Genomic DNA, 13487 nt, shown 5'->3' with positions numbered 1-13487 from the left:
AAGTGCCGCGGAAGGCGCCCGGTAGGGGCGTGGGAAGGAAACGGTAAGGGCCTCCCGGCAGGCTGATGGTCATGGGGCAGGCGGCGCGGGGCCGCCGGCACAGACCGGAGGGAACCACCATGCGCAAGCTCATCGAGTCCACGTTCGTGTCGCTGGACGGCATCATCGACGACACCCGCCCGTCCACGGCCTCCCGGGCGGAGCCGCAGCACTGGTGCCAGCCGTACTGGGACGAGGACCACGCCGGCTACGCCGGCAAACTGATGACCTCCGCGGATGCCATGCTGCTCGGGCGGGTGACGTACGAGGGCTTCGCGGAGGCGTGGTCGGCACGCGATGGCGAGCAGGCCGACCTCATGAACGGGCTGCCGAAATACGTGGCCTCCCGGACCCTGACCGAGACCACCTGGAACGCCACCCTGCTGAAGGGCGACGTGGCCGAGGAGGTCGCCAAGCTCAAGGAGCAGCCGGGCGGCACCATCCTGAAGTGGGGCACCGGCGAGCTGGATCGCACCCTGGTCGAGCACGGCCTGGTCGACGAGTTCCACTTCTGGTATTTCCCGGTCATCGTCGGGGCGGGCAAGCACCTGTTCGAGGGCGCCGGGTTCGACACCACCCACCTGAAGCTGGCCGAGGTGAACCAGTTCGGCTCCGGGCTCGTCGTCCACGTCTACGTGCCCCGGTAGCTCACCCGTCCACTACGTGCCCAGGCAGCTCACCGTCCACGAGGCGCCGGGCCTGCTCCAGCGTGAGCTCGCCTCCGCGGGCGAACTGGTCCGCGAAGCCCGGCTCGGCGGACTTGACCGCGGCCGAGAGCCGGGCCAGCTCCTCACGCTCGGCGGCGGACAGCGGCCGCCCGTCCGCGCGCAGGGCGGCCTCGGCCGCCCCGACCAACCGCGCCGCCAGCCCCGGCTCCGCGGCCAGGGCCGCCCGATCGCCCGCCGCCGGCCCCGCGGCCGAATCCGGCCGGCCGCAGGGCGCCCGCTCCGCGGCCGGGTCCGGGGCGGCGTTCGCCACCAGGGCGGCGGCCAGGCCCGCCAGTGACAGCGCCATGCCCTGCACCGAGCCCTGGTCCCGGTGGACGTCGAAAGCCTCCCGGAGCCAGGTCAGCGCCGCGGCCGGATCGCCGCGCTGCCAGGCCAGCAACCCCAGCTCGGACAGCACCATCGACAGGTAAGGCGGCCGGCCCCCGTCCCCCTGCTGCCGCCGGGCGGTCTCCAGCAGCCACCGCAGCTGCTCCTCGGCCAGGTCGAGCCGTCCGGCGCGGCGGGCGGCGAAGGCCAGGCCGATGGCGGCGAACGCCTCCCCCGACCGCTCCCCCTGCTCGGCGGCCAGCGCCCTGGCCTGCTCGGCGTACTCCAGGGCGGACGAGTGCTCCCCCGCCTGCACCGAGGTCCACGCCAGCCAGCTCAGCCGGCCGGCCACGTCGGACCACAACCCGAGCTCCTCGGCCGTCCGCAGGTCGGCCCGGCTCATACGGGCGGCCTCCGCGTGGTCGCCGGTGAGGTCCGCCAGGCCGATCAGCCAGTCCGTGGCCTGCAGCACCCCCCAGTCGTCGCCCAGCTCGCCGAACAGCTTGGCGGCCCGCCGGGCGTCGTGCTCCAGCGCGGCCGGGTCGCCGCGCATGTGCGCGAGCATGGCGCGGCTGCTCAGCGCCGCCGCCTCGCCCCACCCGTCGCCGGCCGCCCGGAACGTGTCCAGGGCCCGCTCCAGCAGCGTCCTGGTGGCCTCCGTGTCGCCGAAGTCGATGACCGCCGTGGCCAGGAACCACTCGGCCCTGGCCCGCCCGACCGGGTCGGCCACCCTCTCGTACTCGGCCAGCACCTGCGCCACCCGCTCCGGATCGGCCTGCCCCTGCCGGATCGTGAGGCCCGCGTACCAGGCCTCGGCGGCGGCCCTGATCGTGGCGGGCGCCTCGCCCGGCACGTCCAGTGCGCCGGCCAGCGCCCGGCGTGCCTCGGTGAGCCGGCCGCGCAGGAACCAGTACCACACCAGGGCCCCGGCCAGCCGCAACGCCGGCTCGGCCGCGCCCTCGCGGCGGAACGTGTCCAGCGCCACCCGCAGGTTCGCGGCCTCGGCGTCCAGCCGGCCCAGCCACTCCCGCTGGTCCCGCCCGCGCAGCCGCGGCTCGGCCCGCTCGGCCAGGGCCAGGTAGTGGTCGGCGTGCCGGCGCCGCAGGACCGCCTCCTCGCCGCTCTCGCGCAGCCGGTCCAGGCAGTACGCCGAGACGGACTCCAGCAGCCGGAACCGTGGCCCGTCGCCGCGTACCACGAGCGAGCGGTCCACCAGCCCGGCCAGCAGGTCCAGCACCTCGCCGGCGGCGACCCCGTCCCCGGCGCACACCTCCTCGGCGGCGGCCAGCGTGCAGCCGCCCGCGTGCACGGCCAGCCGGCGCAGCACGGCCCGCTCGGCCTCGGTCAGCAGCCGCCAGCTCCAGTCGATCACCGCGGCCAGGGTGCGCTGACGGGCCGGCGCGTCGCGCGGCCCGCTGCCCAGCACCCCGAACCGGTCCGTGGGCACCCGCAGCCGGGCCGCCAGCTCGGGCACGCCCAGCACGGGGACCCGGGTGGCGGCCAGCTCCAGCGCCAGCGGGATGCCGTCCAGCCGGCGGCACACCTCGGCGACGCCGGCCAGGGCCGCCGGCTCGGCGGTCATCCCGGCGCGGTCCAGGAACAGCCGCACGGCGGCCGAGTGCGCCAGCCGAGCCGGGTCGTCGGTGTCGGGCACGTCCAGCGGCGGCAGCTCCCAGCGGGCTTCGCCGCGCAGCCGCAGCGGCTCCCGGCTGGTCGCCAGTACCCGCAGCCCGGGCACGGCCGGCAGCAGCGCCGCGACCAGCCCGGCCACCGGCTCGATCACGTGCTCGCAGTTGTCGAGCACCAGCAGCGTCCGCCGCTCCCGCAGGGCGGCCGCCAGCCGCTCGCGGTCCGGCTCGGCGCCGCCCGGGGCGTCCGGGATGGACAACACGGACAGCACCGGCTCGGCCGGGTCGCCCTGCCCGTCCCAGCTGGTCAGGTCCACCAGCCAGACGCCCTGCGGGTACGTCTCGGCCTCGGCCCGCGCCACCGCGAGGGCCACGCTGGTCTTGCCCACCCCGCCGGGGCCCGTGAGCGTGACGAGCCGGCCGGCCGCGAGCAGCTCGCGTACCCGCTGGACGGCGTGGTCGCGGCCGATCAGCTGGGTCACGGGAGCCGGCAGGTTGGTGGTGGGCTTGACCGGCCGCGGCGCCGCCACCGGCGCGTCCTCGGCCGGGTCCCCGGCCAGGACGGCCTGACGCAGCGCGACCAGCTCCGGGCTGGGGTCCAGGCCCAGCTCGTCGGCGAGCAGGTGCCGCAGCTCCTGGAAGCTGGCCAGGGCCTCGCCCGTCCGGCCTGCCCGGTGAAGGGCACGTATGTGGGCCGCCCGCAGCCGCTCCCGGTAGGGGTGCCGGGCCACCTCCTCGCCCAGCTCGCCGACCAGCTCGCGGTGCTCGCCCAGCTCCAGCCGGGCCTCGGCGTACGCCTCCACCGCGGCCAGCCGCTGCTCCTCCCACCGGGCCACGGCCGCCCTGGCGAACTCCTCGTCGGAGAAGTCGGCCAGAGCCGGTCCCCGCCACAGTTTCAGCGCCTCGGCCAGCAGTCCGGCCCTGGTCCGGGGATCCGCGGCGGCCTGGGCCTGCCCGGCCAGGCTCGCGAACCTCGCCGCGTCCACCGCGTCGGGTCCCGCGCGCAGCGCGTATCCGGGAGCCTGGGAGGCCACCAGCTCCCGGCCGCCGGGCTCGGCCCCGGCCAGCGCCCGGCGCAGTTGCGAGACCCGTACGTGGAGGGCGGCCACCGGGTCGGCCGGCCCCGTCTCGCCCCACAGGTCCTCGACCAACCGGTCCACCGACACCGGATGTCCCTCGTGGACCAGCAGGTCGGCCAGCAGCGCCCGGACCATGCGGCCGGGAATCTGGACCGGCTCGCCCTGGTCGGTCCACACGGCCAGCGGCCCCAGCACCCCTAATCGCATCACCCAAGGCTACGGGCCCTGGCAGCCTGCCGGGACGCGGGGCAGGACATTGACCGGCCGATTGCAGTGTGACATTGTACCTGTGCCCCTACCCTGAGGATTTCCCTTGCTCGACCTGTCTGTCCTCGTGCTTCCCGACCGCGATCCCGCCGCCTTCGTCGCCGACGTACGGCGTGCCGAGGACACCGGCGTACGCACGGTGTGGACTTATGACCACCTGACCTGGACCCATCTCAAGGACCGGCCGTGGCATGCCGCCGTGCCGATGCTGGCGGCGGCCGCCGTGGCCACCTCCCGGGTCCGCCTCGGCACGCAGGTGGCCACGCCCAACTACCGCCACCCCGTCACGTTCGCCAAGGAGCTCATGACGCTCGACCACCTGAGCGGCGGCCGGCTGGAGGTCGGCGTGGGGGCCGGGGCCGAGGGCCCGGACGCCGCCGTGCTCGGCGACCCGCCGCGCTCCCTGCGCGAACGCGCCGAGCGTTTCGAGGAGTGGCTCGAACTGCTGGACCACCTGCTCACGCACGAGATCAGCACGGTGCGCGGCACGCTCTACAGCGCCGTCGAGGCGCGCCAGATCCCCGGCTGCGTCCAGCGACCGCGTGTCCCGCTGACCGTGGCCGCGGCGGGCCCGCGGGCGCTGCGGCTGGCGGCCTGGTACGGCCAGTCCTGGATCAGCTACGGCCCCTACCGGCGGGAGGACGACCCCGACGCCTGGTACGAGGGGCTCGACCGGCAGGGCAGGGCACTCACCACGGCGCTCGACGCGGCGGGGCGGCCGGCGGCGGCGCTGCGCCGGATCGCGCAGGTGCCGCTGGACATGACCTGGCCCTTCGACAGCGCGGACCGCTACGCCGACTTCGCCGGCCGCCTGCGCGACCTGGGTTTCGACGAGGTCAGCCTGCACTGGCCGCGCGCGGACGACCTGAGAGGGATGCCGTCCGGCGCGCTGGACTTCGTCACGGCCACCCACCACCTCGCGGAGCGGTAGCCGGGCCTACTCGACGATCAGGTTGACCGGGATGTTGCCGCGGGTGGCGTTCGAGTACGGGCACACCTGGTGGGCGGCCTCCACGAGCGCGCGGCCGCTCTCGCCCTGCAACTCCTCGGGCAGCTCCACGCGGAGGGTGGCGGACAGGGCGAAGCCGCCGTCGCCGTTCGGGCCGAGGCCGACCTCGGCGGTGACCGACGCCTGGGACACGTCCGCCTTCATGCGCTTGGCGACAAGGGTGAGCGCGCTGGCGAAACAGGCGGCGTAACCGGCGGCGAAGAGCTGCTCAGGGTTGGTGCCCTCGCCCGTGCCGCCCATCTCCCGCGGCGGGGCGAGGGTCACGTCGAGGCGGCCGTCGTTGGTGACCGCCCGCCCGTCGCGGCCCGTGGCGGTGGCGACAGCGGTGTAAAGGGTGCTCATGATGTGCTCCTCATCCATTGCGTACAACTTGATTGTGCACAATTTAATTGGCCGCCGTCAACTCGGGGTATGCTGGGGCACGTGAACGCGTTACTGCTCGACAATCAGGTGTGCTTCGCCGTGCACGCCGCCGCCCGGGCCATGGACGGCGTCTACCGGCGCGAGCTGGCCGAGCTGGGGCTGACCTATCCGCAATACCTGGTGATGCTCGTCCTTTGGGAGCGGGACCAGGTGACGGTCAAGGAGCTGGGGGCGGCGCTCCGGCTCGATTCCGGCACGTTGTCGCCGCTGCTCAAGCGGCTGGAGGCGGCCGGGTTCGTCCGGCGCGAGCGCAGCGCGAGCGACGAGCGGTCGGTGCTGGTCCGGCTCACGGAGCAGGGCACGGAGCTGCGGCAGGCCGCGACCCGGGTGCCCGGCCGGATCCTCGAGGCCACCGGGCTGGAGCTGAGCGAAGTGCTCGAGCTGAGCGGCACACTCACCCGGATGACCCGATCCCTGACACAGGCCGTCTCCTGACGCGACGACCCTCCGGCCCGCCCTGACCCTCGGCCCGTCCGACGGCCCCTTCCGCCCCCGGCCCTCGGCCCGGAGGTGGGCGCCGGGAGGGACGGCGCCGGCCGTCGGGCGGGACGTTTGCCGCGCTTGCGACAAAACCGCTGACCAGCGACCCGCACTCGCCGGAAATCCCTCCACGGGGGTGACCGATCAAGCATCCTGGGCATAGCTCACGCTCCACCCCTGCTCTCCCTGGCCCGAGGAGACCGCGTGACCCGGTATTCCGTCGACCACGCCCGTAACGTGCTCATCGCCCACTGGAGCACCGGCATCGGAGACGCGGCCGGCTCCGTGGCGGACCTCCCGCCCGCCTCTGCCGACCGGGACACCCTGCGCCTGGCCGCGTTCCTGACCGAGCTGTCCCAGACCTGCTGGCGCTGCTACACCCATCCGGCCAGCACGGCCGACCGGCACGGACCCGGCAGCCTGGGCTGGCACCGGCAACGCGAGCGCGACGCCTTCGCCGCCGTCGTCCCGGCACTGACCGGCGCCGACCGGCCCGCCACGGGTGCGTCGTCCCCCGAGGTCACCAAGATCGAGGAGATCGCCCACCGCGTCGGCGAGGCCCTGCGCGCGTTCGACGCTCCCCCGCTCACCGAGGCCGTGGTCGCCGACGTCAGCACTGAGCTGGCCGCCGTCGAACAGGCCGAGCGCGGCGACCTGTCCCGGCGCGCCCAGCAGGCCGTCGCTCTCAGCCGCGAGGACGCCTCGCCGCTCCAGGTCGCCCAGGCGGACACGCTGCTGCGCGAGCACCCGTTCGGCCCGGAGGCGCTGTTCACCCAGATCGACCCGGCCGCGGCCGCGATCGCCGCCGCCCACTGGCTGCACGCCGCGGTCACCGTCACCGCCCGGCTCACCAGCCTGCACCCGGCGCAGATCGTGACCGGGACCGACCCCGCCAAGCCGCTCGCCCCGGAGAGCATCGCGGAGATCACGGCGACCATCTGCGGGGGCACCTCGCCCCGCCAGGCGGTCATGCCGCTGATCCGCCACGCCCTCCTCGTCGCCGAGGGCCACCTGTGCGGCGTGTCCGAGGCCGAGCCGCGCATCTTCGCGGCCGAGCAGCTCATCGACAAGGCTCCCGCCGAGGTCCACCTGGAGCTCGACACCGTATGCCTGGCGATCAGCCCGCTCGACCCCGCCCGCCCGGCCCTCGACCTCCTGGAGAACCTCCTGTACGGCATTCGCGACTGCCTGCTGACGTACCAGCAGTACGTCGAGGAGGGCTCGCGGGAAAGCCTCCGCACAGAGGCGTTCCTCGCCGAACTCCGGCGGGAGGCCGCCGCCCATCGCGCCCGCCTGCTGTGACGGGCAGGCACGGCACCAGTCGGGTCAGTCGAACCGCCTGAGGCCACGTTCGGTGCCTCCGGATGAGGACCCGAAGTAAGCCGCGTGCCGGACGACCGGCGGCTTGTTTCTGGCGCCGGTCGGTAAGGTGTTGTCCTCTTGACGGATTGTTGAACGATTCTATAAAGTCGGGCCGTCTTCGGGCTTTATGGCAAGAAGCGCCCGCTTTGTCCACGAATCCGCATACGGGTCCGCGTTTCGACCGCCCTGTAGCTACGGGGTCGCGAGCATCATCGCGCCGCCGTAGCAGTCACCCCCTCTGTCCCGACAACTTCGTGCTGCAAACATCCCTTCAGGGAGCGGAAGCTCATGAGGAGAAGCGCTCACAATGAAGTACCTACGACCTGAGTCCGCCGCCACCAGCGTGCTGGCCATGGCGGTCGTGACCGCGTTCGCCCTCGTCACGGCCGGTCCGGCCGCGGCGCGCGACGACCGCGGCTCCGAATGCCTCGATTCCGGCGTGCCGCTCTCGGTGGAGGAGAGCCGGCTCGTCTCCACCCTTCCCGACAACGCCGACCCGTCCGTGCCGCAGTCGCGGTCGTTCGCGCGGCAGATGATCGAGGGCGGTGGCTTCCAGGACTTCGCCCCGGCCCTGACCCGTGACCTGTGCCGGACGCGCAGCCTCAAGGCCGCCACCGCGCTCGTCCGGCAGAAGGGCGAGGCGCTCTGGAAGGACGCCGTACGGCGGGCGCAACGCCCGAACCACGTCGAGGGCGACCTCCCGTACAGCGACGACCGCCCGCTCTACTGGACCCGCCTGGAGTCGACCGCCGCCCTGCGGCAGTGGACACCGGGGTTCCGGCTGTCCGGCACGGACCGGACCGAGCTGATCACCACGTTCGACCGGGCCTCCCGGGGCATGTTCGACATCGACCTGCCGAGCGGGAAGGGAGTCAAGCGCGTCATCGTCAGCGGCTTCGACCCCTACACGCTCGACGGCGGCACGACCGGCACCGCCTCCGGGACGGTGGGCAACAACATCCGGCACGGCAACCCCTCCGGCGCGACCGCGCTCGCCCTCGACGGCACCACATACCGGACGAAGAGCGGCAAGCTCGCGCGGATCGAGGCCTACACGCTTCCCGTCAGCTATCCCGAGTTCCAGCGCGGATACCTGGAGGACACCGTCGGGCCCTTCATGCGTCCCGGGCCCAGGCAGGTGGACGCGTCCATCACCGTGAGCCAGGCCGGCGGCGCGGTGTTCAACCTGGAGCAGTGGAACGGCCGCTACCACGGCGTCTCCCTGGGCAACGACAACTTCCGGCCGTGCCCGGCGGTCAACGGCGTGCCGCAGCTCGCGGTGAACAACAACGGGTGCAACGCCACCGTGGTGGAACGCTGGGGCGGTCCCGGCCAGTTCAGCCTGACCAACCCGCCGCAGTGGACCAGCGCGACGCTGCCGATCGCCGAGATGATCCAGGCCAACACGGGGGCCTCGATTCCCCGGCCGCCCGGTGACACGTGGCCGGACCCGTCGGTCGCCTTCGGCGTCGTCTGGCACACCAACTACACGGAGTTCCCTGACTGCGCCTCGACGGCTCGCGTGACGCGCAACAGCCCGCCGCCCACCGAGTTCCCGCCGCCCACCGCCCCGGTCCCGCCGAGCGCCGGATCGTGCTCCTACAGCGGTGGTGGCGGCAACTACCTGTCGAACGAGAGCGCGTACCGCAACACGCTCCTCCGCGACCGGATGGGGCTGGACATCCCGGCCGGTCACATCCACACGCCCGACATGCAGCACTTCGAGACCGACTTCAACCCGAGCGACGCCACGTTCGACGCCTGGCGGCTGGCCATCGTCGGCCAGGGTCGTAACCTCATCCACGTCGTCGCCGACACCGCCTGACCGGCCGGCCGCGGGAGGCGCCGCCCAGACAGGCGCCTCCCGCGGTTCGTCACGCAGGACTGCGGAGCCGGGCTCCGGACCGCCTGATCATGACTTCCACCACGACGAGGTTGATCACCCAGCCGAGCACCTGCCCGATCGGGATCATGGACTGGGCGCCGGCGCCGATCGAGGCCGGGGACGCCCCGAACGGCACTTGAGACAGCAGGAGCAGCGGCACCACGACGCGCGAGGTGACGGCCAGGAAGGTGAGCGCGTAGTTGCGCATCATCCAGTTCCGGTGCCGTACGAAGTCGCGGCGGCGGGCGGCCAGGAAGGCGAGCCAGCCGGTGACGAGCCACAGCACGGACGGGATCACCAGGCCGACCTGCGTGATGAGGCGGCCCGAGAGCAGGGCGACCGGCGCCCCGGTCAGCGCGCCGGGCAGCACCCCGGCCAGCAGGTAGCAGCGCCCGATCGTCCGGTGCAACCGGGCCCGCGCCCGGACCGCCGGGACGAACTGGAACGGGCCCAGCACGAGCGCGACCAGCGCGGTGAAGACGTGCGTGACGAGCAGGTAGTAGTGCACAGGGCCGCGCACGTCGATCCGGCTGCCCGCGAGGTCGAGCCCGAGGTAGGGACTGACGAGCACGGCGCCGAACGCCACCGCGACGACGAGCATCAGCCAGATCCGACGGGCGGTGGCGGGCTTGGCGGTGGCTGCTACGGCGAAGGCCGCTTTGGCGGGGGCTGGTCCGCTTCTGCGGAGGATCATGAGGTCTCGCTACGTTCGAGGGGTCCGGTGATGAGCGCCGCGGGACGGTCGAAGTGCTGACGGCGTCGCCGTGCGCGAGCGAGAACCCTCGGCCGTGCCGGCTGCCGTCGGTTACGCGGCCCACTGTTGCTCAGCATGCGCCACGGCGAAGGCGCGGCTCATCGGCCCTGGGGCGACACCTCCACTACACCGACCGGTGTAGGAGGGGGCTCGGGCCGGTCAGTAGCTGGGCGGGGTGGCGGTGATCAGGAAGTCGGCCGGTTCGGTGCCGGGGTTCAGGTAGCGGTGCGGGAGGGAGGAGTCGAAGTAGCAACTGTCCCCCGCCTCCAGCAGGTGCTCGGCTCCGGACACCTCCACCACGAGCCGTCCGCGCAGCACGAGCACGCACTCCTCCGACGGATGCGACCATGGCTCGGCGGCCGACCATCCGCCGGGCACGAGGTGACCCTGCAGCACCTCCAGCCGCCCGTGCCCCGGCGAGACGCGGGTGTAGACGACCCCGCCGACCGGTGACCGGACCTGCATCCGCGCCTCTCGCCGGACCACGGCCACGGCGGTCGCGTCGGGCTCCTGGAACAAGCTGAACAGCGGCAGGTCCAGGGCTTTCGCGATCTTCCTGAGCGTCTCCAGGCTCGGATCGGCCAGGTCGCGCTCGACCTGACTGATCAGCCCGCTGGACACACCCGCCGCCGCGGCGAGCCGGGCGAGGGTCAGCCCGCGCTCGGTACGAAGCTCCCTGATCCTGGCCCCAATCACCCGCCGATCCTACCTGCCGTCAATCCCATTAAAGGCGTATTGACCTGGTTAAATCCGGCCCGATAGTGTGCCCGAAATGTCGTACATGTTGACCCCCACCCAGTTCCGGGCCGAGTTCCCACCCCTGGCCGACTCCGTGCATCTGGCGAGCTGCAGCCAGGGCGCCCTGTCGTCGCGGCTGGCGTACGCGCTGCAGGAGATCGGCCACTCGCTGCAGGACCAGGGTGCGCCCTGGGAGCTGTGGATGGGGCAGGTCGGTCGGGCCAGGGAGCGGTTCGCCCGGCTCATCGGGGCCGAGCCGGACGAGGTGGCCGTGCTGTCGTGCGCTTCTGAGGCCGCCTTCCAGGCCGCCGCCTCGCTCGACTGGTCGCGCCGTCCCGGCATCGTCACCAACGACCTGGAGTTCCCGTCGATCGCGCACGTGTGGCTGGCCCAGGGCCAGCGCGGCGCCGAGGTACGGGTGGCGGCCGACACCGGCGAGAACGTCACGGCCGAGGCGTACGAGGAGGTCATCGACGAGACCGTCAACCTCGTGTCCGTGCCGCTGTACACCTACCGCAACGGCGCCCGCCTCCCGGTCGAGGACGTGGTACGGCTGGCGCACGCCCAGGGCGCGCGGGTGTTCGTGGACGCCTACCAGGCCGCCGGCGTCACGCCCATCGACGTCAAGCGGCTCGACGTCGACTACCTGGTCTCCGGATCGCTCAAGTACCTGCTCGGCCTGCCCGGCATCGCGTTCCTGTACGTCCGCGACGGCCTGGAGCAGCAGCGCGACCCCGAGCTCACCGGCTGGTTCGGCCGTACGCAGCCGTTCGCGTTCGACCCCCGGCTGCTCGACTTCCCCCGCGACGCCCGGCGCTTCGAGACCGGCACGCCGCCCGTCCCGTCCGCGTACGCGGCCAACGCCGGCTTCGACCTCATCGAGCGGATCGACCCGCACGCCGTACAGGAGCACGTGTCCGCCCTGGTCGAGGAGCTGGCCGAGCGGCTGGCGGAGGCGGGCGAGCGGGTGGCGAGCCCGGCGGGGGCCCGCGGCCCGCAGGTGGCCATCGCCGACGACGCCCCGGACGCGCTGGCCGCCCGGCTGGCCGAGCGCCGCATCTGGACCGCACCGCGGGGCGACCTGCTGCGGCTGTCCTTCCACTACTACAACGACCGCTCCGACGTGGACGCGGTCGTCGAAGCCATCAGCGCCTGCCGCAGGAGCTGATCACCCCCGCGAAAGGGACTTCCGTGGACAACGAATCCGGCCTGCAACGCAGGCTGACCGGGCGCCAGCTCACCATGATCGGGCTGGGCGGCGCCATCGGCACCGGGCTCTTCCTCGGCTCCAGCCTGGCGATCTCCCAGGCCGGTCCGGCGACCATCCTCGCCTACATCATCTGCGCGGGCGTGGCGCTGGTGATCGGCTGGTCGCTGGCCGAGATGGTGGTGGTCCATCCGGAGGCGGGCGCGTTCGGGGTCATCGCGCACCGCTATCTGGGGCCGTGGGCCGGGTTCGTGGTCCGCTGGACGTACTGGACGATCCAGGTCATCGCGATCGGCGGCGAGGTCATCGCGGCCGGGATCTACGTACAGTTCTGGTGGCCGTCGCTGCCGCTGTGGCTCCCCGTCACCGTCTTCTCGGTCGTCGTACTGGCCGTGAACACCGCCGCGGTCAAGCTGTTCGGCGAGGTCGAGTACTGGTTCGCGATGGTGAAGGTGGTGGCCATCATCGTGTTCATCCTGCTCGGCGTGGTGCTCATCACCGTGGGCCTGCCCGGTGCCGAGGCCACCGGCGTCTCGAACCTCACCGCGCACGACGGCTTCCTGCCCAACGGGATGAACGGGCTGTTCCTGGCCATGGTGTTCGTGCTGTTCAGCTACATCGGCACCGAGGCCGTCTCGATGACCGCCGCGGAGTCGGAGAACCCGACGCGCGACATCCCGCGTGCCGCCCGCCGCATGGTCACCCGGCTGTCGCTCTTCTACGTGCTGGCCATCGCGGTCGTGCTCACCGTCGTGCCGTGGACCGTCACCGCGCAGGGCGGCTCCGTCACCGAGAGCCCGTTCGTCACCGTGTTCTCGGCCGCCGGCATCCCGGCCGCGGCCACCATCATGAACTTCGTCGTGCTGACCGCCGCGTTGTCCAGCGCCAACACGAACCTCTACCTGACCACCAGGATGATTCACTCGCTCGCCTCCAACGGGTACGCCCCCGCCTGGACCGGGCGGCTCAGTCGGGCGGGGGTGCCGCGCAACGCGCTCGCGCTGTCGGCGCTCGGCCTGGCGCTGGCCGCGATCGTCTCGAGAGCGAACGAGAGCCAGGCGTACCTGGCGCTGTTCGGGGTGTCGGTGTTCGGCGCGCTGGTGGTGTGGCTGCTGATCATGGTGACCCACCACGCCTTCCGGCGCACCCGCGCCGCGCAGGGCCTGCCGCCGTCCCCGGTCCGGCTCTGGGGCGCGCCCGTCACGTCGGTGCTGGTGATGCTCTTCCTCGCCGCGGTGCTGATCTCGACGCTGTTCATCCCGGCCCTGCGGCCGGCCTGGTGGGCGGGCGTCCCGTTCTTCGTGATCCTCAGCGTGGCGTACGTCGTCGCCTCCCGCCGCGCGAAGACCACGGTCTAGCTCGACGGTAGCCGTGCTCGGCCCGGCGTTCCGGGTGGAGCACGGCTACCGGTGTCTCAGCCGACGGTGACGGTGGCGGGTTGGGTGGACAGCAGGGTCTGGGTCCAGCCGCCGGCGTCGACGGTGCCGAGGCCGGCCACGTCTGTGCCGTTGCCGTCGTGGGGGTTGGCGTCGAGGTAGCGGTGCATGGAGCCTTCGGGGCGGTGGCCGTAGTAGACGCCGCC

The 13487-nt window shown here is 73.0% G+C and carries 11 protein-coding genes; 7 read left to right on the top strand and 4 right to left on the bottom strand.

Going from position 1 to position 13487, the window contains the following annotated elements; genetic code table 11:
- Positions 1-119 precede the first annotated feature (119 nt).
- Complete coding sequence (locus tag BLS95_RS02645; RefSeq protein ID WP_090929186.1) at positions 120-686, top strand: dihydrofolate reductase family protein; 567 nt, start codon at positions 120-122, stop codon at positions 684-686.
- Position 687: 1 nt separating this feature from the next.
- Here the strand turns inward: BLS95_RS02645 and BLS95_RS02640 are convergent, their stop codons facing one another.
- Entirely contained in the window at positions 688-3987 is a 3300-nt protein-coding gene (locus BLS95_RS02640; protein WP_090928702.1) for an AfsR/SARP family transcriptional regulator, read from the bottom strand.
- A gap of 106 nt (positions 3988-4093) precedes the next feature.
- On the opposite strand from BLS95_RS02640, the gene BLS95_RS02635 reads away from it, so the two are divergent.
- A complete protein-coding gene (locus BLS95_RS02635) occupies positions 4094-4978 on the top strand; it encodes an LLM class flavin-dependent oxidoreductase (RefSeq protein WP_090928700.1) in 885 nt (294 codons plus the stop codon).
- 6 nt (positions 4979-4984) lie between these two features.
- Here the strand turns inward: BLS95_RS02635 and BLS95_RS02630 are convergent, their stop codons facing one another.
- Positions 4985-5398 (bottom strand): organic hydroperoxide resistance protein, encoded by a 414-nt coding sequence (locus BLS95_RS02630; RefSeq protein WP_090929184.1) that lies wholly within the window; start codon positions 5396-5398, stop codon positions 4985-4987.
- Between the two features lie 141 nt (positions 5399-5539).
- Between BLS95_RS02630 and BLS95_RS02625 the strand changes: the two genes are divergently transcribed.
- From BLS95_RS02625 to BLS95_RS02615, 3 genes are all read left to right on the top strand, one after another.
- Positions 5540-5914 carry a MarR family winged helix-turn-helix transcriptional regulator gene (locus BLS95_RS02625; RefSeq protein ID WP_245764796.1) on the top strand — a complete coding sequence of 125 codons (375 nt, stop codon included), beginning with the start codon at positions 5540-5542 and terminating at the stop codon, positions 5912-5914.
- Between the two features lie 249 nt (positions 5915-6163).
- Positions 6164-7261: a hypothetical protein gene (locus tag BLS95_RS02620; RefSeq protein WP_090928694.1), complete on the top strand. Its 1098-nt coding sequence runs from the start codon at positions 6164-6166 to the stop codon at positions 7259-7261.
- A gap of 367 nt (positions 7262-7628) precedes the next feature.
- Positions 7629-9146 carry a hypothetical protein gene (locus BLS95_RS02615; RefSeq protein ID WP_218135553.1) on the top strand — a complete coding sequence of 506 codons (1518 nt, stop codon included), beginning with the start codon at positions 7629-7631 and terminating at the stop codon, positions 9144-9146.
- Positions 9147-9195: 49 nt separating this feature from the next.
- Here BLS95_RS02615 and BLS95_RS02610 read toward each other — a convergent pair whose 3' ends face one another.
- Positions 9196-9900: a DUF2306 domain-containing protein gene (locus BLS95_RS02610; RefSeq protein ID WP_090928691.1), complete on the bottom strand. Its 705-nt coding sequence runs from the start codon at positions 9898-9900 to the stop codon at positions 9196-9198.
- 219 nt (positions 9901-10119) lie between these two features.
- Positions 10120-10656 (bottom strand): helix-turn-helix domain-containing protein, encoded by a 537-nt coding sequence (locus BLS95_RS02605; protein WP_090928688.1) that lies wholly within the window; start codon positions 10654-10656, stop codon positions 10120-10122.
- Positions 10657-10732: 76 nt separating this feature from the next.
- Here BLS95_RS02605 and BLS95_RS02600 point away from each other — a divergent pair, with 76 nt between their 5' ends.
- Together BLS95_RS02600 and BLS95_RS02595 are read left to right on the top strand one after the other, a co-directional pair.
- Complete coding sequence (locus BLS95_RS02600; protein WP_090928685.1) at positions 10733-11866, top strand: aminotransferase class V-fold PLP-dependent enzyme; 1134 nt, start codon at positions 10733-10735, stop codon at positions 11864-11866.
- A 23-nt stretch (positions 11867-11889) separates the two neighbouring features.
- Positions 11890-13263, top strand: a complete 1374-nt coding sequence (locus BLS95_RS02595) for an amino acid permease (RefSeq protein ID WP_218135552.1) — start codon at positions 11890-11892, stop codon at positions 13261-13263.
- Positions 13264-13487 lie beyond the last annotated feature (224 nt).

Origin of the sequence: Nonomuraea jiangxiensis, from assembly GCF_900099965.1 — a bacterium.
In the GTDB taxonomy this organism is placed as follows: Bacteria; Actinomycetota; Actinomycetes; order Streptosporangiales; family Streptosporangiaceae; genus Nonomuraea; species Nonomuraea jiangxiensis.
The sequence above is the reverse complement of the archived record's forward strand: the minus strand, read 5'-3'. Positions and strand labels throughout refer to the sequence as shown.